Here is a 21,823-nt window from a genome sequence, read left to right on the forward strand (position 1 = left end):
CGTAGTGACGGATTGGAGAATCGTATTCTACGTGTGAAGTATTAATTGTAATACCACGTGCTTTTTCTTCTGGTGCAGAGTCGATTGCAGCGTAATCTTTCGCTTCACCACCGAATTTTTTTGCACATACAGTTGCAATTGCAGCTGTTAAAGTAGTTTTACCGTGGTCGACGTGACCAATTGTACCCACGTTAACGTGTGGCTTATTACGTTCGAACTTAGCCTTAGCCATGAGATCTTCCTTTTTAAACTACTCATGCAGGGATACTGCATGAGCATTTGGTTTTTAACTATGAATTAGTTTGGGCTTATAGTAATCGAAAGATTACTCGTCGTCACCTTTTTTACCGCCAGATTGGAACTTAGCGATGATGCCTTCAGCCACGTTACGTGGTGTTTCAGCGTATTTAGCGAACTCCATAGAATAAGTCGCACGACCTTGAGACATAGAACGCATATGAGTTGCGTAACCAAACATCTCAGAAAGTGGAACTTCTGCACGGATAGCTTTAGTACCACCAGGTAAATCGTCCATACCTTGAACAAGACCACGACGACGGTTTAAGTCACCCATGATATCGCCCATGTAGTCTTCTGGAGTTTCTACTTCAACTTTCATGATAGGCTCAAGAAGAACAGGATCTGCTTTCATGAAACCGTCACGGAATGCGTAAGAACCAGCCATTTTGAACGATAATTCGTCAGAGTCGACGTCATGGTAAGAACCATCGAACAATGTCGCTTTGATGCCAACAACTGGATAACCAGCTAGGACACCATTCTTCATACGTTCTTGGATACCTTTGTCAACCGCACCGAAGAATTCTTTAGGTACTACACCACCAACAACTTCTTCAGCGAACTCGTAGTCTTTACCAGCATCTTCAGCAAGTGGTTCTAAACGTACGTATACGTGACCAAACTTACCTTTACCACCAGTTTGACGTACGAACTTACCTTCTTGTTCAACTGACTTTTTAATAGTTTCACGATACGCAACCATTGGTTTACCAATGTTCGCTTCAACGTTGAATTCACGCTTCATACGGTCAACAATAATGTCAAGGTGAAGCTCACCCATACCAGCAATAATTGTTTGACCAGATTCTTCGTCAGTACGTACGCGGAATGAAGGGTCTTCTTTCGCCAAACGACCTAAAGCAACTGACATTTTTTCTTGGTCTGCTTTAGTTTTAGGCTCAACCGCAAGCGCAATTACTGGCTCTGGGAATTCCATACGCTCTAGTGTAATTACATTATTTTCATCACATAATGTATCACCAGTCGTAGTATCTTTAAGACCTACACATGCTGCGATATCACCCGCACGAATTTCTTCAATATCGTGACGGTCATTTGCGTGCATCTGTACGATACGGCCAACACGTTCGCGCTTCATTTTAACTGGGTTATAGCAAGGGCTACCTGCTTTAAGCACACCAGAGTAAACACGTACGAATGTTAAGTTACCTACAAATTTGTCGTTCATGATTTTGAACGCAAGCGCCGAGAACGGAGCATCATCAGACGCTTCACGAGAACCTTCAGTTTCGTCTTTGTCGTCAAGGATACCTTTAATCGCCTCGACATCAGTCGGCGCAGGTAAGAATTCAATTACAGCATCCAACATACGTTGAACACCTTTGTTTTTGAACGCTGAACCACAAAGCATTGGTTGAATTTCATTCAACAATGTACGTGCACGTAAACCTGAAACGATTTCTTCTTTAGTTAACTCACCTTCTTCAAGGTACTTGTCCATGAGTTCTTCTGATGCTTCCGCAGCAGCTTCAACCATGTTAGTACGCCATTCGTTAGCAGTATCAACTAATTCAGCAGGGATTTCGCCATATTCAAACTTCATACCTTGAGACGCTTCGTCCCAGATAATCGCTTTCATTTCGATTAGGTCAACAACACCCTGGAAGTTTTCTTCTGCACCGATTGGAACAACGATTGGCACTGGATTACCACCAAGACGTGTTTTAACTTGTTCAACAGCACGGAAGAAGTTCGCACCAGTACGGTCCATTTTGTTCACGAATGCAATACGTGGAACTTTATATTTATTTGCTTGACGCCATACAGTTTCAGACTGAGGTTGTACACCACCTACAGCACAGTAAACCATGCATGCACCGTCAAGAACACGCATAGAACGTTCAACTTCAATAGTGAAGTCTACGTGTCCTGGGGTATCAATTACATTAATACGGTGCTGTTCGAATTGGTTACCCATCCCTTTCCAGAAGCATGTTACTGCCGCTGAGGTAATAGTAATACCACGTTCTTGCTCTTGTTCCATCCAGTCTGTAGTTGCAGAACCTTCGTGAGTTTCACCAAGTTTGTGACTCTCACCTGTATAGAACAAAATACGTTCAGAAGTGGTAGTTTTACCAGCATCAATGTGCGCAGAGATACCAATGTTACGATAACGAGAAATTGGGGTTTGACGAGCCATGATTTCTAGCATTCCTAAATTTTGTTGTTTAAAACAGGACGCTTTAAGCTGCATAGCAACTTAAAGCGATTCGATGACAAAACAGTGACAACTGATTTGTCACCCTCCTGAATAGGGGCTGTTTTATCCGCTTAGAAACGGTAATGAGAGAAGGCTTTGTTGGCTTCAGCCATACGATGCACATCTTCACGTTTTTTGATCGCTGCGCCTTTACCTTCAGCTGCATCAAGCAACTCACCAGCAAGACGTAAAGCCATAGTTTTTTCAGAACGCTTAGCAGCAGCATCTACTAACCAACGCATAGCCAAGGCAGTACGACGGGATGGGCGTACTTCCATAGGCACTTGGTATGTAGCACCACCAACACGGCGTGCTTTTACTTCGACCATAGGACGAACTTTTTCAAGAGTAGTCTCGAAAAATTCAACTGGGTCTACTTTAGATTTTTCTTGAACGCGGTCTAAAGCACCGTAAACGATACTTTCAGCAATAGATTTTTTACCATCTTGCATTACGTGGTTCATGAATTTAGCGATTGTTTGGCTGCTGAACTTAGGATCCGGAAGGATTTCACGGGCAGCAACTACGCGACGTCTTGGCATTTTAATACACCTAATAAATATGACACTTCAGGTTACTCCAGCAGGTGCACAAAGTGTCATGTGCTTTCGCTGGCCTTACTATACGTCGCTTGGAATTTTCACAAAAAATGCAGAAATCAGACAAGCGAGACGATAAAGGATTGCAGTTCTAACGAACTAAGAAGTTAATCTTTTCAGATTATTTCTTAGGACGTTTAGCACCGTATTTAGAACGAGACTGGTTACGATCTTTAACACCAGCACAGTCTAAAGAACCACGAACGGTATGGTAACGTACACCTGGTAAATCTTTAACACGACCACCACGGATAAGAACAACACTGTGCTCTTGTAGGTTATGGCCTTCACCACCGATGTAGCTAGAAACTTCAAAACCTGAAGTTAAGCGAACACGGCAAACTTTACGCATTGCTGAGTTAGGTTTTTTAGGTGTAGTTGTGTAAACACGTGTACAAACACCACGACGTTGTGGACAAGCCTTCAACGCAGGAACTTTAGATTTTTCAACTAAAGTTGTACGACCCTTACGGATCAACTGATTTGTTGTTGCCATTTGGCAATTCTCCCGTTAATAAAAAGCCCCAAAAAATACTACTTTTTGAGGGCATGCAATTGTAAGCGAAGACTTAAAATTGGTCAACAATATACGATCATCGAAAACATTTATTCATCATGATTTGCGCAATTTTTCACCCACAAATAAATAGTTTATTTTTCAGAAGAATCTGCTGATTTTTTTGTAACTTTATCTACGGCTGCTGTTTTGGCTTTACGCGGCTTAGTTTTGGGTGCAGCTTTTTCCACTGGGACATCCTCCTGCTGTACAGATTCCAACACATCAAACTCATCTTTTTCAGCTAAAGCAGGTTTTTGCGCAGCCCCGGGTGCATGAGGCTCAACAACTTTCTCCGCAAGTGCCTCCAAACCTTCTGAGACTTTTTGTTCCTGCTCTACTTCCACTTCGGCTGCATCAGAGTTTTTAACTTGTGCTTTTTTGATGACTTTTACTGCGCGGATACTCTCATGACCTGTAACATCTATGGTCTGATCTAGTACAGGCTCAGCCAAATCAATATCTTTCGCCTTAATACCTTCTAGTAATTTAGGTGTTGCTTGAGCAAGCAACTCAAGAGAACGCTCATAGGCATGTAAAGGTGACAAGCTAATATCCTGATGCTGCAAAATATATTGGCGCGCATTAGAAAAGACTTGCTGTGCCTTCTGATTCACTTCATCCACTAAACGGCGACTATACACCACACTTACACCAACACTCGCCACAGGAGATAATCGTGATAGCTGATTTAACAATGAAACTTTTGGCATTTGATTGAGCCATGCCCACTTAAACTGACCATTTTCATCTAGTACATATTTTTTCAATGCTGCTGCATCAGTATCTGAACCCACCAATTGCTGCAATTGATGTAAATCACTATTTTGTAGCGTACTACTCAGAGCTTTTATTGCCATAAGCAAAGTTTGTTTTTCTGCAATTAAACTCAAGTCGACCTGTTTAAAAATAAACTGAACAATATCTTGGTCACTTTCTTTGCTTAAGTCGAAACCATAAGAACGTCCAACTTGATAAATCACTCGCAGAGTCATAATCAGTGAAGCAGGGATATCAATACTTGAACCAATGACACCTGTCGCACCTGTTAAAGCCCCTTGAATCGAAGCAATCCATTTATTTTGCTCACCCAGAGCCTGACTAATACGACGCGAACGATCGACATCTTGTGTCAACTCTTCTAAATCACGTACCCCAGCTTCATCCAGTACAGCATCTACAGATGAAATATCCGAACTAAAATGATTAAGTCGATCAAATAAATAATCAGAAATTTTCTCACTAAATTGAGGAGCAACAAAATTAGCCACATTATTTACAGTATTAAAATGTCGACCCAATAATTGTCTAGAAACATTTGGAACGTGTTCACGCAAGATTTGCTGAGGATTATCATATTTTTTTACATCAAATACGCCCGCTTGCCTTGACTGACCCTCCAAGGTTTGACCATTTTTTTGAGGTTGAATGACCTTAGTTACGGATTCTGGTGCGACATGATTAATGATAGATACCCCAGTAGAACTGAGCTTTTTAGCCACTCCAAAGGCGTTTGAGAGTAGACCTGCCGTTGGTTTATTATTCGTTTTCACCATTCACTACCTCATTAAAACTATTCTTTAAATTATTGATAAATACTAGGTGTAGTCAAACTTTATCACAACTTGAATATGTATCTTTAAGTTAAGTTTTTTGCTGCATCGTTGCAAATTAGCTCAGTCAAAAATAGGCATAGGATTTGCCATAAGAATTCAAAAAGCTTTCTGCTATCATTATTCCAATCAAATTATATGAGTTCGCCTATTTAGAAAGTTTCCTTCGTATACTTTCAATAGCTTGCTCACACACTACCTATAAAGGATCTGTAGATGAAACGTGTTGTAATCACTGGTATGGGCATCAACTCATGCATTGGTAATACATTAGAAGATGTCACTCATTCTTTGCAAAACGGGATTTCTGGAACACGTTTCAACCCAAGTTATGCTGAACTTAATTTTAAAAGTCATGTCAGTGCGGCTGCAGAACAAAATTTTGACGGTATTGACCGCCGCTTAAAACGCTTTATGGGCGTATGCGCAATGTATGCATACAACTCAGCTTTGGCTGCAGTAGAAAATGCAGGTTTAACAGCAGAACAAATCGGTGGTAATCCACGTTACGGTATTGCGGGTGGTTCAGGTGGTGGTTCAACTGCATCTGTTGTTGAAATGAAAGAACTTCTAGACACCAAAGGTGCACGTAAAGTTGGTCCATTCTTTGTACCACGTAACATGACCAACACCATTACCGCAAACGTGGGTGTTGCATTTAAAATGCAAGGTATTGCACATACGATTACTAGCGCTTGTGCAACATCTGCAGATGCCATTGGTTATGCATACAACCTGATTCAATTGGGCAAACAAGACTTAATGCTTGCCGGTGGTGGTGAAGAAGACCATTGGTCACAAAGTCTTTTATTTGATGCAATGGGCGCACTTTGTTCAAAATACAATGACACTCCTGAAACTGCTTCCCGCCCTTACTCTGCTGACCGTGACGGTTTCGTGATCGCTGGCGGCGGTGGCTTCGTTGTACTAGAGTCACTTGAACATGCTCAAGCACGTGGTGCAAACATTTTGGCTGAAGTTGTCGGCTATGCAGCAAATTCTGACGGCGCTGACATGGTTGCACCATCGGGCGAAGGTGCGACGCGTTGTATCCTTATGGCTTTAGAAGAAGCTAAACAACATGGTGTAGATACCATCGACTATGTTAATACACACGGTACATCTACTCCGGCAGGCGATGTCACTGAACTTAAAGCGATGGAGCGTGCTTTCGGTGAAGGACAAGTTCCTCCGCTCAGCTCGACCAAATCGATGACCGGTCACAGTCTGGGTGCTGCAGGTGTACAAGAAGCGATTTACTCTATTTTAATGATGCAAAATGACTTTATAGCACCAAATATCAACGTGACTGAACTTGACGAAGGTGCAAAACCTTTTGATATCGTACTTGAAAAACGTGATGCAAAATTGAATACTGTGATGAGTAACAGTTTTGGTTTTGGCGGTGTAAACGCTTGCCTCGTTTTCAAAAAATGGGAAGCATAATATAAAGTTTGCTGCTTTGGCGCTTCGGTGCCAAAGCACATACCCACCGCCCTTTTAAGGGTTAATATATGGATGCTCCATCAGATGCTTTCCTCTGGGTAAAAGCATTGCATATCATCGCAGTTGTTTGCTGGTTCGCAGCGCTATTCTATCTCCCTCGCCTTTATGTCTACCACGCTATGAGTGATGATGCTACGAGTCATCAGCGCTTTCAAATCATGGAACGTAAGCTATACCGCGGCATTATGTGGCCCGCTATGATTGCTACACTGATCACGGCGCACTTCCTCGTCGATTGGGGTGATGCAACACGACACTACCATGAAGCGCTTTGGTTCTATTTAAAAGTTGGATTGGTTGGACTATTGGTGATTTATCATTTTGTTTGTGGTTATTACCGTAAAAAGCTTATCGAAAATGCACATTATAAGTCGCATAAATTCTGGCGTTATTTTAATGAAATGCCCACTTTGATTTTATTTGCGGTTGTCATTTTAGTTGTAGTGAAGCCAAGCTTCTAAACGACTGTAAAAAAGCCCCTACTCATTGGGGCTTTTTTATTTCTATATCAAAATGTTTATATACAAAAACTACAACTGCACACAGCTATCTAAAATATTCCAATTGTGTGCTCTAAATTGCTCACGCGGATACGGTACTTCAGCACACAACATCCCCTCTTTCTTAAAGAAACGTCGGCCGTAGCTATTTTGATTCAACTGCGTTAAATCAGTCGCACCCTTATTCAACAAATTAAAAATCATAATACAAGCATTCAAAATGTGCCCTGCAAGTACATAGCGCTCCCAAGCCCCCCTCTATATTGGACAAAGTATTGCCCAAATAGTTTTTGATATGCCAAGATGAATACTGTCCCTGTTTTTGACCAGCCTGCATCCTAAACGAATCATAAGAAAGCTCAGATAGCTGTGCCGCCTCTTCATATTGCTTAAACAATTGATTTGCAGTTTGATTTGGCAAATACAACCAATACATCAAGGAGGTATTCCAGCCCGATGATTGCTGCACCTGCTTCAACACCGCATATACGCCATAGGCTTCGAATTGCGCTGCTGAGCGCAAACTCAACTGACGAGTACTTAAAGGCTCCAAATAAACAACTTGTCCAGTCTTTAATTGCTCATTACATATAATTCGAACATAACGTGCCAGCCAGTTTTGAATCAACATCCTTTCAACCAATGAGATCGGGCGCTCAAGCATCTGCTGCAATCTTTGATATTCAGCCATATATGCATCCAGCTTATCCTCTTTATTTAACGCAATATTGATCTGATAAAGGATCGCCAACTGATTTAAATACTTAAGTCTGGATATGTGGAATTACTCGGCATACTTAAACTGCGGTATTGGTCTGCATGCTGCAACCATGTGTTAAAGCGCTGCAACGGCACCTTTTCTTGCTGTATCAACGCACCAAGCACCAGACAATGCTCAACAACAAATGCACTAACCGCCGTAGGATCATCGACCAGCAATTACTGAAACTCCGCAACTAAATTCGTCTGTTCTTCTGACCACTTTTCACGCGTTAGCTTCGCATTCAATGGCTGGCCCAATGCATTCTGATGCTCTTGCCCCAACAAACTAAATGCCCAATCTTGATGATAACGATAGCGCCCAACATTCAATGCCGAAAACCGATCTCCAGCATTCAGCCCAAGCAAGTTAAAATACGGCTCTTGTGTGTAATTTGAATGATAAGAAATTTCAGACTGCTGCCACTTGAGCACCCGAGGATCAATACGCTCCTCCCACCGCAGCCAAAGACAAAAACACACAACAACTGCAAGCAACAGCAAGAAAATAAAGATGATTTTTTGTTTCATTGATTTCTTATTTTGAATTATTTCAGCCGCATTATATTCAACTCCACCATTCACGCATACAAAAAAAAGCCATCACAAGATGGCTTTTTGTTTTAAACGCAAATACTTATGCAGGAATACGCAGTACTTGCCCTGGGAAAATGTCATCGGCATTTTTTAACAAAGGACGGTTTGCTTCAAAAATTTTATTGTATTGATTTGCATCACCATAAAATTCTTTAGAGATTTTAGATAGGTTATCCCCCGACTTGACAGTATAGAACTTACTCTCAGGCTCAGGACTCGTCACTGTTAACTGATCATCCACTTGCGCCACATGATCAATATTTCCTACTGCTAAGATAATCTTTTCACGATCTGCTTGGCTTTGTACCTGACCTTTCACTGTTGCTAGATCTGAAGTCCCGTTATAACTCACAGACAAGCCTGTTACGGGTAAGCCCAGTGCTTTGATATGACCCAATAACTTATTGGCAATTTCTTGTGCAGATGGTTCAGAAGGTGTTGCTGGCGCTGCCTGAGGCTCTGCAGGTGCTGTATTTTTTTTACCAATACCTTTTACAAAATCAAAAAGACCCATATTTTTCTCCGTTGTTTTTACTGTTTTAAATCATTTAACTATTGTTCAAACTCTATTCTTATAGCTAAAAAATAACCGCTTTTGAGTTGTTGTTGGTGACAGAAACGTAAGCTAATGTAAAAACAAAATATTCGGCATAAAAAAAGCCACCGAATGGTGGCTTTTTAAATCAGCATCGCTGAAATCTAAAATTAACCTAGTTTCTTAGAAACATAGTCAATTGCAGATTGTACAGTAGTGATTTCGTTTGAATCTTCATCAGGAATAGTGATGTCGAAATCGTTTTCGAAAGACATAACTAATTCAACTAGGTCTAGAGAATCTGCACCTAAGTCATCCATGAAAGAAGCTTCGTTTTTGATCTCGTCTGCTTTAAGACCAAGTTGTTCAGCTACTGCTTGTTTTACGCGTTGTTCGATATCGCTCACAGGAATTCTCCTCATTGCTTGTGGCGTTTTTAATGCCGTTAGTTTAATTGAATCTAAATCGTTTTGAAAGTTTATACTTGAGCGCTTAGCTCATGTATAAACCACCATTTACATGTAATACAGTTCCGGTAATGTAACTTGCCTTTTCAGAAGCAAGAAAACTTACGGCATTTGCGATATCTTGCGGCTCACCTAAACGGTTTAAAGCCACTTGATCACTCATTTTTTTACGAATTTCTTCGCTTAACTGTTCTGTCATTTCTGTTGCAATAAAGCCCGGAGCCACTGCATTTACAGTGATTTGGCGGCTTCCCATCTCTTTTGCAAGGCTGCGACCAAAGGCCTCAATCCCTGCTTTTGCAGCAGAATAGTTTGCTTGCCCTGGGTTAGCAAAATGTGCAACCACAGAACTAATATTAATAATTCGGCCAAAACGTGCTTTGGTCATGCCCTTTAAAACACGTTTAGAAAGTCGATAAACGGCTTTCAAATGAATGTTGAGAATGTCATCCCAATCATCTTCTGACATACGAAGTAACAAATTATCTTTGGTAATACCTGCATTGTTTACCAAAACTAATACAGAACCAAAGTTTTGCTCAATGTCTGATACCAATGCATCAATTGCAGTTGCATCACGTACATCTAGAACTTTACCGGCACCATTTTCAGCAAAAGCAGCAGATAATTTTTCCGCACCCGCTTCTGAAGTTGCAGTACCAACAACAAAATAACCGTCTTGAATCAATTGCTGAGCAATTGCTGCTCCAATCCCTCGGCTCGCACCTGTTACTAAAGCAACTTTGCGTTCTTGTGTCATGCAATTTTCCCTTCTGCCACTAAAATGGCATTCAGTGCATCTTCCATACGACCTTTCGTGTCGAGTGGGAATGCTTTTTCAATATTTGGCAAACGTTTTGCGAGATTCGCAAGGACATTACCCGGACCACATTCAGCAATGTACTGAATACCTTGGTCTTGCAAATACTGCATGGTCTTTGTCCACTGTACAGATTGGTATAACTGTGCAGTTAACGCCTGACGTAATTGCGCTACATCAGTCGCGATTTCAGCGCCTACATTTTGTATTACAGGTATAGTAGGCAGCTCAATGGCAGTTTGTTCCAATGCTGTCGCAAACTGTTCAGCAGCAGGTTTCATCAATGCACAATGCGATGGCACAGAAACCGGAAGTGCGATTGCCTTACCGCCATTTTCTTTAGCAGCAGCCATAACCGCTTCAACCATGGCTTTATCGCCAGCAATGACAACTTGACCTTGTGCATTGTAGTTTGCAGCATCTACTGAACCTTGGCCTTCTGCTTGAGCACAAAGTTCAATGACTTTGGCATCATCTAGACCCAAAATTGCCGCCATTGCACCTTGACCTTCAGGTACAGCACTTTGCATTAACTGACCACGTAGGTTCACCAGTTTAACGGCATCACCTAGGCTCATCGCACCTGCAGCAACCAAGGCGCTGTATTCACCTAATGAGTGACCTGCAAGGTATTTCGGTGCAACACCACCTAACTCTAACCACACACGCCATAAAGCAATACTGGCAGTCAGGAGTACAGGTTGAGTAAATTCTGTTTGGTTTAACCCTTCACCACTTTGCGCAATTTGCCAAAGATCAAAGCCAACCGCTTCTGATGCTTCTGCAAATGTTGCTTGCACACTACTAAACTGTTCTGCAAGTTCAGCGAGCATGCCGACTTTCTGTGACCCTTGACCCGGGAACACGAATGCAGTTTTAGTAGCTTGAGCTGCTTGCTCGAGTTGTTTAGCAGACATAAAAAAATCCTTTATCAAGACTGGTGAATTTATGCTATTTGGACATTTATTCAACACAATCCCATGTAAGCTTGTTTCAGGGACGGAAATTTAACACTTAATTTTTGTCTTGGTAATTGCCAAATGCAACAAAAAATCGGTACAAAAAAAGGGAGCTTAACGCTCCCATTTTTTCTACTAAGCTTGACGCTTAATACATCACCAATTATTCAGCAGATGCTTTAGCGAATAATTGACGACCACGGTAGATACCATCTTTAGATACGTGGTGACGACGGTGAGTCTCGCCAGTAGCTTGGTCTACAGTTAATGCATTCTCGGTTAAAGCGTCATGTGAACGGCGCATGTCACGGCGAGAGCGACTTTTACGGTTTTGCTGAACGGCCATGATGGCTCCTTACAAAGATCGAAAAAATGGATCAGAACAAATTCGATTGTCTTATACTCAAGAGTATAACACAAAAATTAGTTAAGTTTACCCTTCAAACCTGCCAAAACATCAAACGGGTTGTCCCGTTTTTCTTCAACAAGCTCTTCAGCGGCAGGTTGATGCTTATGTTCACAAGCGTCATGCTTAGGTGACAAAGGCATCAACAATAACAATTCATCCTCTATCAGTGAGAGTAAATCAGCAGTCGCAGGCGCATCATATGAACCTTTGGTTGTTGCTTCACTTTCACCTAAAACGATGAAATCAGCATCCTCATCCAAGCGCTCTATCAGTGACTCGTCATCTACAAGAGCTAGATGAAAACTTGAAACAAGCGGGATCTCAACAGTATCCAGACAACGCTGGCATTCCATTGGAACATTTGTTTCAACATGACCATCTAGCCATACAATGCGATGATAAGCATCCATTGATAGCTTACAGTCTATGTTAATCAATTGATCATCAATTGATCCAACAGCTTCACGAGCAATACGAACAAAGCGAGATAATGGCAGTGTTCCTGACCATTTAAAGCCCTGTTCAGCCCATTTAAACGGCTCAATCTGTGCCGGAAAGGTATTTGCTGACATAATTAAGGCGGCAATTCTACAAATTCATCAGTACTCTGTCAAAGATTAAGATACAATTTTGTACTTATTTAGACAGACCATTTGGGTAACTTAAGTTATGCATCTGTTGCAGCCGCAAACAGAAGTGAATGTTTCATCACTTATGAGCACAATTTCAACGCTTGATTCTGACATTTCAACTGACCAAGTGCAACTCTCGGCTTGGGAGAAACTTTCCACAGAAACAGAACACGTCGATTGGCTCATCTTACACTTTAATCATTGGTTTTCCCACCTGAATGTGTGCTTAGTGAAAGGTGACTGTGAGCCCGAGTACTTTCCTGCCGATTTAAACGGCCCTGCCCGCATTCAATTTGCTCATGGTTATTTCAATAGCGCCTTGCATGAAATTAGTCATTGGACTATTGCTGGTGATCAACGCCGTTTACTTCCTGATTTAGGCTATTGGTATGCACCAGATGGTCGCAGCAAAGAGCAACAAGCCCTCTTTGAACAAGTGGAGATTAAGCCCCAAGCGATCGAATGGTTATTTGCCAAAGCCTTTGGACGTAAGTTTCGTGTATCACTCGATAACCTCACTGGTGAAGGAGGAGATGGCAGCAGCTTTAAAGATAATGTCTATGCACAATTACAGGCTTATTTTAAAGGTGAAGCCAAACTTCCACGCGATGCTTGGCGCTTTATCCAATGCATTTGCCACTGTACACGTGCTGGCAAAATGTTACAGGCGAATGAATTTCAACGTGAAATGCTTGATTAAATTATACAATTTGACTGCATTTCACATTGCACAAAGCGAATAGACCGCGACATAATGGCAAGAGCCTTTAATAATAAGAGGAAAACGACATGTTGCATTTAAGAATACATCCGGAAAATCCTCAGCCCCGTTTAATTACGCAAGCCGTTGAACGGATTCGTGCCGGCGATGTGGTGGTTTATCCTACAGATGCCGCCTATGCCATCGGCTGCCAAATTGGGAACAAAAATGCCATGGAACGCATTGCCCAAATTCGTCAGCTCGATGCTAAACATCAATATGCGATTATTTGTGCAGATTTATCTGACATTGCCACGTATGCCAAAGTCGACAATGCCATGTATCGTCTATTGAAAAATAACACCCCTGCTGTCACCACCTTTATTTTGCCTGCGACCAGTGAAGTTCCTCGCCGTTTAATGCATCCTAAAAAGAAAACCATTGGACTGCGTATTCCGAGCAACCCGATTTGCCAATTATTACTCAAAGAATTGGGTGAGCCTTTATTAACATCGACCTTAATTTTACCGGGCCAAAAAGAACCGATTGATGATCCTTACGAAATTGAACTGCAAATCGGCAAACGCATAGATGTATTGATTGATGGCGGTTTTGGTACTTTAAATACCACTAGCGTTGTAAACCTTGCAGGTGAATACCCTGAAGTGATTCGCCGTGGTGTCGGTGATGTCAGTGCATTTGAATAGCATGTACTATTAAATACATGCTGTCGATTAGAAGCACAGCATGTAAAATACATCGGCTCAAAACGCGGTTAAAGCACCTTTCGATAAAGGAATCGACCTGATGACTTTATTTCAGATTTTACTCAAGCTCCAAAATGCGACAGACCTCAGTGTCTCCGAGCAAAGCAGTCTCAATCATTTTGCTATATATGCCACTGAGCCTTGGACTTTAGAATCCAAGGCTCAACTGAGGGCAAAAGATGAAAATTTAATTTCACCAATAGCGACAACACAGCCGCAAATTTTTCGTTATTTTCTGCATGCATCAACGGTCAAATCACTGTTTAAACGTAGAGCTAATCAAAACCTCTGTTCGCAAGCGCAGTGCCAAGTCATCATCGAATTTGCACTTGAACAAAGGGTCTTACCAACAAGCTCAAAACCTTGATAGTGTGCTTTTCCTCAAGCGTAATAAAGCTGCATAAATTCCTTTAAATGAACTTTTTGTTGCCCTTGCTCATCAAAGTTGTTTGTATCGAGCCATGCTGCATATGCTTGAGACAACATTGGCCAATCCTGATCTAACATTGCAAACCAAGCGGTATCACGATTACGACCTTTCACTATCACATGTTGACGAAACAACCCTTCAAATTGAAAGCCAAAACGTAAGGCAGCATTTTTCGAAGGCGTGTTCAAGTCATCACACTTCCACTCCACCCGTCGATATCCCGCTGCAAAGCATGCTTTTAACAATAGATAAATGGTTTCTGTTGCGGCTGTTGATTGCTTCATTAAACTTGAAAAATAGACATTGCCAATTTCGATGACAGCATGTGCAGGGCGTACATTGAGCAAAGCAACCCATCCTACAATGGCATCACCAACCTCAATGACATAATGCATCGAACCGGCAAAATGAAAGGATTGCTGAAAATAATCAAGCAATTGCTGCATGCTTTGAATTTGAGAATAAGGCAAATACGTCCAACAGCGTTCATCAGGTTCTAGTTGTACTGTCTGCCATAGCCGCTGTAAAAGACTATCATCAAGCTGATCGGGCAACATCGGAATAAGTCGAACAGATTGCCCCTCTTCGGTTTTACATCTGAACTGGCAAGGTACAAACTGCGCCAACGTCATCCCTACGGCCTGACCCCATTGATTATATTGTTGTGGCATAGCAAATATTCTTTTAGTCAATTCAATCAAATCATTTCATGTTGGACGCCCATCATCCAGATATAACAGCTTAAATGAGTTCATTGAGTGATGAGTGTATTTTTTACATTTAACACAAGATGTGATCGATATCACAGCTTTAAAATTTTACATGTGTATAAATAAAGCCTATTCCCTATAAATTTTAAGTTTTTTACCCAATTCAACCGTTCAGTAATTTCTTTAAACGCATTTTTCCATTACACTATTCCCTATAACTTTTGTGCTTTTACTTTCGATGTGAGATCGAAGCGAAAGCTGTCTGCATGCCTTTGAAAATTCGCGTGGCCTATAATTGCAATGAACCAAACTGTCCATAATTCTATGGAAGATGCTCCACACATTCGCGTTTTGGATGAGTGGCAAGAAGCTATTCCAGAAGATTTGTACATTCCACCCGCTGCATTTGAAATTCTATTAGAGCATTTCGAAGGACCACTCGACTTTCTGATTTACTTGATTCAAAAAAATGGCTTCGACTTATTACAAGTCGATATTGCACCAATTGCATCCCAATATTTGTCCTATATGGATGCAATGAAATCTCTAGATATTGAATTAACCGCAGATTATATGGTGATGGCAGCTTTATTGGCCGATTTAAAATCGCGTCTATTATTGCCAAAACCTAAATCGACCGCGGCACATGAACAAGATCCTAAACAAGAATTGATTGACCGTTTAGAAACGTATTTGCGCATCAAACAAGCTGCGGAAAGATTAGGTCAAATGACAGTATTGGATCGGGATACTTTCGATACCAATGTCAGTTTAGGAACGATTATCGAAACCAATGATGGCTATGACATTGAATTACTTCGTGATGCCATACTCTGTGTCTTTAATCGACCAGAACCGGTTACCCACCAAATTTTGCAAGAGCCTGTCTTACTCGAAGAACGTATTGCTTATATTGAAACTAAGCTAGAGTCAGGTGAAGTATTAGACTTTGCGGACTTACTCAAACCAAGCCAAGGCCGCATGGGTGTTGTCGTGACATTTATGGCCGTGTTGGAACTGACACGCCAACAAAAAGTCCAAATTGTCGCATCAGGTGTAGAAGCACCGCTTGCAATTCAAGGAGCACGTGCATGAACACTGAACTTAAACAAATGACTGCGGTGTCTTCAGAAGATAATCTGCATGAAATTTTGATGCAGCTTGAAGCCATTATTTTTGCCAGTGAAGCGGCAGTGAGTATTGCCCGTTTAAAAGAGGCTTTCCAAGACCGTTTCAGTAAAACCGAATTACGCCAATATTTGCAGCAACTTTCAATGCTGCAACACGGCAGATCAATTGAACTTGTTGAAACCGCTCAAGGTTTCCGTTTTCAAGTACGTGCAAAATATCGTAATATTATTGCACAGACCTGGCCTGAACGACCAACTCGTTTATCGCCATCCTTGCTCGAAACTCTTTCTGTCATTGCTTACCATCAACCGGTAACCCGCGCAGATATTGAGCAAATCCGTGGGGTGACCAACAATAGTCAAATTTTACGTACGTTATTTGACTGGAACTGGATTAAAGAATCTGGTTTTCGTGAACTCCCAGGACGACCCGCGTTGTTAGTTACAACGCCTCAATTTTTAAATGCTTTTGGTCTAACCTCTTTGGGCCAATTGCCTCCCCTGCAGGATGCCAAGGAAGCTTTTATGGCCCTCGATGCGAATGCACCGAAGTCATAAATAGGTGAACTGTTGATGATAATTTCTAAGGTTATGCTGTCATGAGTGAAAAATTGCAAAAGGTGCTCGCACGCGTTGGTTTGGGTTCTCGCCGTTATATGGAAGAAGTCATTGCCGCTGGTCGTGTGAGCGTAAATGGGCAAGTTGCCCAAGTGGGTGAACGTATTGAACCGGGTGATGAGCTTCGCATCGATGGTCGTAAAGTTCAGTTCCAAATTGAAGACGAAATTCGTCGCCGTGTATTGATTTACTACAAACCAGAAGGCGAAATTTGCTCACGCAATGACCCTGAAAACCGTCCAACGGTATTTGAACAATTACCTCAAATTACAGGTGATCGTTGGGTCATGGTGGGTCGTCTAGATATCAACTCTACAGGTCTATTACTGTTCACGAATGACGGTGAACTGGCGAACCGTTTAATGCACCCTTCTAGCGAAATCGAACGTGAATATGCCGTTCGTGTCATGGGTGAAGTCACTCCTCAGTTAAAAAACAACATGTTACAAGGCGTTGTTTTAGATGATGGCCCTGCAAAATTTGAGTCATTCTCTGAAATTGGTGGTGACGGTATTAACCGTTGGTATCAAGTGGTCGTAAAAGAAGGGCGTAACCGCGAAGTTCGTCGTATTTTCGAATCTCAAGGCTTAAAAGTGAGCCGTCTTTTACGTACACGTTATGGTTCAGTAATTCTGCCACGCGAACTACGTACTGGTCGTTGGATCGAGCTAGATAAACAAGATATTGACAACTTAACCAAGTCCGTTGAGCTTAAACCACGTCAAGGTACTGGCCTGTTTGGTATGGCGAAACGTCGTACTGAACGTATGCAAGACAAACCAATGGCGGCACGTCGTGGTGGTTACTTACGCCAACAACGTCGTGACAGTGACGAAAACCAGCCACAACAAAGCAATGGTTATCAAGACAACCGTGGTGAACGTCGTACTGGCCGTACTGAAGGTGGATTCCAAGGCAATGGATTTAACCGTTCAGAGCGTCGCAACGACGGTTTCAACAATAACCGTAATGATCGCAACAGTGAAAACTTCGGTAACCGTGAACGTCGTAACGACAATTTTGGCAATCGTGAGCGTCGCAATGACTCTGTGCCAAGTCGCGCATTTAGCGGAAACAACAAAGGCTTTAAGAAATTTTAATTTCTTAAGTATAAAAAAACCGCTCATTTGAGCGGTTTTTTTATACCAACACTAAATAAATTGTTCAGTGGTTTGTGGAATCGCACTCAGCAAACGCTTGGTATATTCATGCTGTGGTGATCGATACAGCTCATCCGAGTTTGCAATTTCAACGATATCACCATGGTTCATCACCATGATTTGGTCAGAAATATATTTCACCACAGATAAATCATGTGAAATAAAGATATAGCTCAAACCAAATTCATCTTGTAAATCTTGCAATAAGTTCAGAACTTGGGCTTGAACCGAAACATCTAGGGCAGAGACAGACTCATCACAGATCAAAATTTCTGGCTTTAAGGTCAAGCATCGTGCAATGGCAATACGTTGACGCTGACCACCAGAAAACTCATGTGGATAGCGATAAAATGCTTGGGCAGGCAAACTGACACGTTCAAGCAAATCAAACGCCATTTGCTCGCGTTCAGCATCATCCTTCCCTATCTGATGCACTTGCATCGGCTCCATCAAAATTTGACCCACAGTAAATCGTGGATTAAGTGAAGCGTAAGGGTTTTGGAAAATGATCTGTATTTTGCGCTGATATTGAGTAAATTCTTTGTCACTCATCGCCAAAATATCATGACCTTCAAACAGCGCCTGACCACCTGTCGCTTCCTGTAGACGCATCAGTAAAAGGCCAATTGTGGTTTTACCTGAGCCAGACTCTCCAACCAACCCGAGCGTTTTACCTTTCGCCAGTTGAAACGAGACACCTTTGACCGCCTGATACTCATCCTTACCAAATAAACCCTTGCGGCTATAAAACGATTTTTTCAGGTCTTTGACATCTAAAATAATCTGTTCATTACCCGTAAGACCACGCGTTCGTTGTCTACGGGTTTCCTCAGATAAATGCACATCCTCAATCAGCTCATCACCATTTTGACGCATAAAATCACTGATCATCGGTAATTTATAAGGACGCTCTGACATCTGTGGACGACACTTAAGCAAAGCTCGAGTGTAGATATCTTTAGGATGATCCAGCACTTCATTGACCAAGCCTTGTTCACGGATTTCTCCATGACGCATGACAATCACCTGATCGGCAATTTCGCTTACCAATGCTAAATCATGCGTAATGAATAGCATCGACATCTCACGTTTCTTTTGCAAGGCTTCAAGTAAATCTAAAATTTGCTTTTGAATCGTCACATCAAGTGCTGTGGTTGGCTCATCGGCAATCAATAACTTCGGCTCACATGCAATTGCCATTGCAATCATGACCCGCTGTTGTTGGCCACCTGACATTTGGCTAGGATAGGCATCAATTTTCGTTTCAGGAGAAGGAATACCCACTTCCTTCAATAATTCCAAAGTCCGTGCTCTTGCCTGCTTACGTCCCATACCTAGATGAAGTCGTAATACTTCGGCAATTTGATCACCCACCGTAAAGACTGGATTGAGTGACGACATCGGTTCCTGAAAAATCATCGCAATATCTTTACCACAGATATTACGCATTTCTCTTGGAGACAGACTCAGTAAATCCTGCCCTTCAAAAACTATTTTACTGCTTGCATCTATACGGCTTTGATCACGTGGTAACAGCCCCATGGTTGCCAACGAAGTCACCGACTTGCCACTGCCAGATTCTCCCACAAGCGCCACAGTTGTATTGGCAGGAATGTCAAAAGATATTCCTTTGACCGTTTCGATATAGCTTTTATCTTCGGCTTTAAAGCTCACTTTCAGGTTTTGAACACTGAGGAGCGTTGGTTTAACAGTTTGATTTTGTTCCGTCATCCTTTACTCCTCCTTATTTCAATTTTGGATCTAATGCATCACGCAGTGCATCAGTAAACATCGAAAATGCCGTAACTAAAACCGCCATTGCTACAGATGCTGCGATAAGCTGCCACCATTTACCTAAAATCAATTCACTTTGTGCTTCATTAAGCATGCTACCCCATGACACAACCCCAACAGGTACACCAAATCCCAAGAAGCTCAAAATCACTTCTGACTTAATAAAGGCCACCACTAAAATCGAGATTTGCACCAATGCAATATGACTGACGTTCGGAAAGATATGCACAAAGATGCGTCGGAAATGACTCACCCCTATCGCTTTGGCAGCGAGCACATATTCACGCGAAGTATGTTTCATATACTCTGCACGAATCAGACGATACACCCCCGTCCACCCAGTAAGTCCTAGAATGAGGACAATCGATAAGATCCCCTTTTGTTGTAATACAGCTGCAATCGCAAGAACCAAGAGTAAATACGGAATCGAGGTAAAAATGTTATAAAACCAGTTTAAAATATCATCGACCCAACCACCGAAGTAGCCAGAAATTGCCCCTAAAATTGTCCCAATCACGACAGCAAGTAATGCAGCTACCACACCAACAATAATAGATGTTTCAGCACCTTTAATGGTTTTTTGCAGGACATCCTGCCCCCATTTATCCGCACCAAACGGTAAAGTTTGTTTTAGCTCGCTTTGTTGATCTAACAAATGGCCACCCAATTGCTGATCAATCGCTTTCATATCTTCTGCTAGTGGATCGACAACTCCATAGTAGTCAATTGCATTGGTACCACCTTGCTCAGTCGCAATCTCTGCATTCAGTTCAGCAATTACATCTTTTAAAGGATCAACAGGATTTTCAGGCAATGCCATATCTTCTGCTGATGCTTTGGTTTTGGCTGTTTCATTAAGTTCCGCCCCAATAAAACTTGGAGGTGCATAACTAACAGCCACTTCTTTATTCCAATTGGATGCAACCAAGCCTGTCATCGACAATAGCAACACCACGAAATAACACAGTACAACGAACAACGACACCATCGCTAATTTATCGGCTTTTAGGCGTCGCATCGCCAACTTCCACAAGCCAGTCGATGCAGGTGTTGATGCCGTTGCTTTGGTCTTATTGAATATACCTAGCATAGGCCACCTACTTCAACTGAACGCGAGGATCGACAAGTTTATAAATCAAATCCGCGATTAAGTTAAAAATCATTGTAGCTGCTGCAACGTAGACCGTAATCGCCTTAATGACAGGAAAGTCACTGCGTTCAACAGCAATAATGACTTCACGACCAATACCCGGAATACCAAAGAATCGTTCAATCAGGAAAGCGCCTATCAGCAGTGCCGGTAGACTCGACATGACATCGGTAATAATTGGAATTGAGGCGTTACGCAGTACATGTACACCTAAAATACGGCTTTCACCTACACCTTTTGCGCGCGCAGTTCGAACATAGTCTTGATTGACTTCATCCAATACAAAACTGCGGTATAAGCGCAAAGTTGGCGCAATACTCACCACCAACATAATTAAGATAGGCAGTAAACCGTATTTAAATAAGTTTTCGCTAAAGTGATCACTCCAGCCTTGAACCGGAAACCAGCTTAACTGATATGCAAAAACGTATTGGAAAACAATAATGTAAACCAAAATACTAATCGACATACCAATCGTACATAGCATCATAATCATACGATCGGTTAATGTGCCACGAACTGAAGCCACAGCAAGTGCCAAACCAATTGAAATGATCGTTTGCAAAATGGTTAAAGGAATTAAAATCGTCAGTGATGGTCCTAGACGGGTCAAAATAATATCTGACACCGACTCACCTGTACTCCAACTCATTCCATAATCAAAAGTTAAAATCTGCTTAATGAAAATCCACAATTGGACATAGTAGGGTTGATCAACCCCCAACTGTTGACGGATGTTTTCAATTTGCTCTGGGTTCGACATTTTGCCTGCTAGAATATATGCAGGGTCTCCACCTACCCAGTTAAATAAGAAGAATATGAGCAGAACAACCCCCAACATCGTTGGGATCATCTGCCATATACGCCGTATGATATATGCCAGCATAAAGT

At 41.9% G+C, this 21,823-nt stretch carries 27 protein-coding genes; 8 read left to right on the top strand and 19 right to left on the bottom strand.

Going from position 1 to position 21,823, the window contains the following annotated elements; genetic code table 11:
• The 5 genes from FTU13_RS15805 to FTU13_RS15825 form a co-directional block, all read right to left on the bottom strand.
• Positions 1–232, bottom strand: a 232-nt coding sequence (locus FTU13_RS15805) for a GTP-binding protein (RefSeq protein ID WP_249680400.1), incomplete at its 3' end; no start/stop codon positions are given.
• 93 nt (positions 233–325) lie between these two features.
• Positions 326–2,461 (bottom strand): elongation factor G, encoded by a 2,136-nt coding sequence (gene fusA / locus FTU13_RS15810; protein ID WP_111885035.1) that lies wholly within the window; start codon positions 2,459–2,461, stop codon positions 326–328.
• 131 nt (positions 2,462–2,592) lie between these two features.
• Positions 2,593–3,063: a 30S ribosomal protein S7 gene (rpsG, locus tag FTU13_RS15815; protein ID WP_005011815.1), complete on the bottom strand. Its 471-nt coding sequence runs from the start codon at positions 3,061–3,063 to the stop codon at positions 2,593–2,595.
• 178 nt (positions 3,064–3,241) lie between these two features.
• Positions 3,242–3,616 (bottom strand): 30S ribosomal protein S12, encoded by a 375-nt coding sequence (gene rpsL, locus FTU13_RS15820; RefSeq protein WP_000246374.1) that lies wholly within the window; start codon positions 3,614–3,616, stop codon positions 3,242–3,244.
• Positions 3,617–3,771: 155 nt separating this feature from the next.
• Positions 3,772–5,232 (bottom strand): EcsC family protein, encoded by a 1,461-nt coding sequence (locus FTU13_RS15825; protein WP_180128853.1) that lies wholly within the window; start codon positions 5,230–5,232, stop codon positions 3,772–3,774.
• Between the two features lie 273 nt (positions 5,233–5,505).
• Between FTU13_RS15825 and FTU13_RS15830 the strand changes: the two genes are divergently transcribed.
• A complete protein-coding gene (locus FTU13_RS15830; RefSeq protein ID WP_111885033.1) occupies positions 5,506–6,735 on the top strand; it encodes a beta-ketoacyl synthase N-terminal-like domain-containing protein in 1,230 nt (409 codons plus the stop codon).
• Positions 6,736–6,803: 68 nt separating this feature from the next.
• Positions 6,804–7,256 carry a protoporphyrinogen oxidase HemJ gene (hemJ, locus tag FTU13_RS15835; protein WP_180022661.1) on the top strand — a complete coding sequence of 151 codons (453 nt, stop codon included), beginning with the start codon at positions 6,804–6,806 and terminating at the stop codon, positions 7,254–7,256.
• Positions 7,257–7,325: 69 nt separating this feature from the next.
• Here hemJ and FTU13_RS15840 read toward each other — a convergent pair whose 3' ends face one another.
• The 10 genes from FTU13_RS15840 to FTU13_RS15885 all read right to left on the bottom strand — a co-directional run bounded on the left by FTU13_RS15840 (position 7,326) and on the right by FTU13_RS15885 (position 12,413).
• Positions 7,326–7,499 carry a hypothetical protein gene (locus FTU13_RS15840; RefSeq protein WP_180128852.1) on the bottom strand — a complete coding sequence of 58 codons (174 nt, stop codon included), beginning with the start codon at positions 7,497–7,499 and terminating at the stop codon, positions 7,326–7,328.
• Complete coding sequence (locus tag FTU13_RS15845; RefSeq protein ID WP_180128850.1) at positions 7,489–7,986, bottom strand: hypothetical protein; 498 nt, start codon at positions 7,984–7,986, stop codon at positions 7,489–7,491. The genes FTU13_RS15840 and FTU13_RS15845 overlap by 11 nt, the downstream gene beginning before the upstream one ends.
• Before the next feature lie 65 nt (positions 7,987–8,051).
• Positions 8,052–8,234: a hypothetical protein gene (locus FTU13_RS15850; RefSeq protein WP_180128849.1), complete on the bottom strand. Its 183-nt coding sequence runs from the start codon at positions 8,232–8,234 to the stop codon at positions 8,052–8,054.
• A complete protein-coding gene (locus FTU13_RS15855) occupies positions 8,235–8,585 on the bottom strand; it encodes a hypothetical protein (protein WP_180128848.1) in 351 nt (116 codons plus the stop codon).
• A 106-nt stretch (positions 8,586–8,691) separates the two neighbouring features.
• Positions 8,692–9,165: a peptidoglycan-binding protein LysM gene (gene lysM, locus FTU13_RS15860; RefSeq protein ID WP_078190053.1), complete on the bottom strand. Its 474-nt coding sequence runs from the start codon at positions 9,163–9,165 to the stop codon at positions 8,692–8,694.
• 191 nt (positions 9,166–9,356) lie between these two features.
• Positions 9,357–9,593 (bottom strand): acyl carrier protein, encoded by a 237-nt coding sequence (gene acpP / locus FTU13_RS15865; protein ID WP_078190054.1) that lies wholly within the window; start codon positions 9,591–9,593, stop codon positions 9,357–9,359.
• Positions 9,594–9,678: 85 nt separating this feature from the next.
• Complete coding sequence (gene fabG / locus FTU13_RS15870; protein ID WP_078190055.1) at positions 9,679–10,413, bottom strand: 3-oxoacyl-ACP reductase FabG; 735 nt, start codon at positions 10,411–10,413, stop codon at positions 9,679–9,681.
• Positions 10,410–11,390 carry an ACP S-malonyltransferase gene (gene fabD, locus FTU13_RS15875; RefSeq protein ID WP_180005433.1) on the bottom strand — a complete coding sequence of 327 codons (981 nt, stop codon included), beginning with the start codon at positions 11,388–11,390 and terminating at the stop codon, positions 10,410–10,412. The genes fabG and fabD overlap by 4 nt, the downstream gene beginning before the upstream one ends.
• Before the next feature lie 205 nt (positions 11,391–11,595).
• Entirely contained in the window at positions 11,596–11,778 is a 183-nt protein-coding gene (rpmF, locus tag FTU13_RS15880) for a 50S ribosomal protein L32 (protein ID WP_004279227.1), read from the bottom strand.
• Positions 11,779–11,855: 77 nt separating this feature from the next.
• Positions 11,856–12,413, bottom strand: coding sequence for a DUF177 domain-containing protein (locus FTU13_RS15885; RefSeq protein ID WP_078194223.1), 558 nt, complete (start codon positions 12,411–12,413; stop codon positions 11,856–11,858).
• Between the two features lie 97 nt (positions 12,414–12,510).
• Here FTU13_RS15885 and FTU13_RS15890 point away from each other — a divergent pair, with 97 nt between their 5' ends.
• The 3 genes from FTU13_RS15890 to FTU13_RS15900 all read left to right on the top strand — a co-directional run bounded on the left by FTU13_RS15890 (position 12,511) and on the right by FTU13_RS15900 (position 14,307).
• Positions 12,511–13,173, top strand: coding sequence for an elongation factor P hydroxylase (locus FTU13_RS15890; protein ID WP_180025025.1), 663 nt, complete (start codon positions 12,511–12,513; stop codon positions 13,171–13,173).
• Between the two features lie 89 nt (positions 13,174–13,262).
• The gene (locus FTU13_RS15895) at positions 13,263–13,880 is read left to right on the top strand and encodes an L-threonylcarbamoyladenylate synthase (RefSeq protein WP_180128846.1); all 618 of its coding nucleotides are present in this window, start codon (positions 13,263–13,265) and stop codon (positions 13,878–13,880) included.
• 100 nt (positions 13,881–13,980) lie between these two features.
• Positions 13,981–14,307 (top strand): hypothetical protein, encoded by a 327-nt coding sequence (locus FTU13_RS15900; protein WP_180102416.1) that lies wholly within the window; start codon positions 13,981–13,983, stop codon positions 14,305–14,307.
• Between the two features lie 14 nt (positions 14,308–14,321).
• Here FTU13_RS15900 and FTU13_RS15905 read toward each other — a convergent pair whose 3' ends face one another.
• Entirely contained in the window at positions 14,322–15,041 is a 720-nt protein-coding gene (locus FTU13_RS15905; RefSeq protein WP_180128845.1) for a GNAT family N-acetyltransferase, read from the bottom strand.
• Positions 15,042–15,380: 339 nt separating this feature from the next.
• Here FTU13_RS15905 and FTU13_RS15910 point away from each other — a divergent pair, with 339 nt between their 5' ends.
• Genes FTU13_RS15910 through rluB form a run of 3 tightly spaced genes read left to right on the top strand, consistent with a single transcriptional unit; the run spans position 15,381 to position 17,928 of the window.
• Positions 15,381–16,175 (top strand): ScpA family protein, encoded by a 795-nt coding sequence (locus FTU13_RS15910; RefSeq protein ID WP_180128844.1) that lies wholly within the window; start codon positions 15,381–15,383, stop codon positions 16,173–16,175.
• Positions 16,172–16,768, top strand: coding sequence for an SMC-Scp complex subunit ScpB (gene scpB, locus FTU13_RS15915; RefSeq protein WP_078190063.1), 597 nt, complete (start codon positions 16,172–16,174; stop codon positions 16,766–16,768). Before FTU13_RS15910 ends, scpB begins: the two co-directional genes overlap by 4 nt.
• Before the next feature lie 41 nt (positions 16,769–16,809).
• Positions 16,810–17,928 (top strand): 23S rRNA pseudouridine(2605) synthase RluB, encoded by a 1,119-nt coding sequence (gene rluB / locus FTU13_RS15920; protein WP_078194228.1) that lies wholly within the window; start codon positions 16,810–16,812, stop codon positions 17,926–17,928.
• 51 nt (positions 17,929–17,979) lie between these two features.
• Here the strand turns inward: rluB and FTU13_RS15925 are convergent, their stop codons facing one another.
• From FTU13_RS15925 to FTU13_RS15935, 3 genes are read right to left on the bottom strand one after another with little or no spacing between them, the layout of a single operon-like run.
• Positions 17,980–19,719 (bottom strand): ABC transporter ATP-binding protein, encoded by a 1,740-nt coding sequence (locus tag FTU13_RS15925; RefSeq protein WP_180092470.1) that lies wholly within the window; start codon positions 19,717–19,719, stop codon positions 17,980–17,982.
• A 13-nt stretch (positions 19,720–19,732) separates the two neighbouring features.
• Positions 19,733–20,872, bottom strand: coding sequence for an ABC transporter permease (locus tag FTU13_RS15930; RefSeq protein ID WP_180085375.1), 1,140 nt, complete (start codon positions 20,870–20,872; stop codon positions 19,733–19,735).
• A gap of 7 nt (positions 20,873–20,879) precedes the next feature.
• On the bottom strand, positions 20,880–21,818 hold the full coding sequence (locus tag FTU13_RS15935) for an ABC transporter permease (RefSeq protein WP_078190067.1): 939 nt from the start codon (positions 21,816–21,818) through the stop codon (positions 20,880–20,882).
• Positions 21,819–21,823 lie beyond the last annotated feature (5 nt).

It is taken from the genome of Acinetobacter sp. YH12064 (genome assembly GCF_013419735.1).
GTDB classification, from domain to species: domain Bacteria; phylum Pseudomonadota; class Gammaproteobacteria; order Pseudomonadales; family Moraxellaceae; genus Acinetobacter; species Acinetobacter amyesii.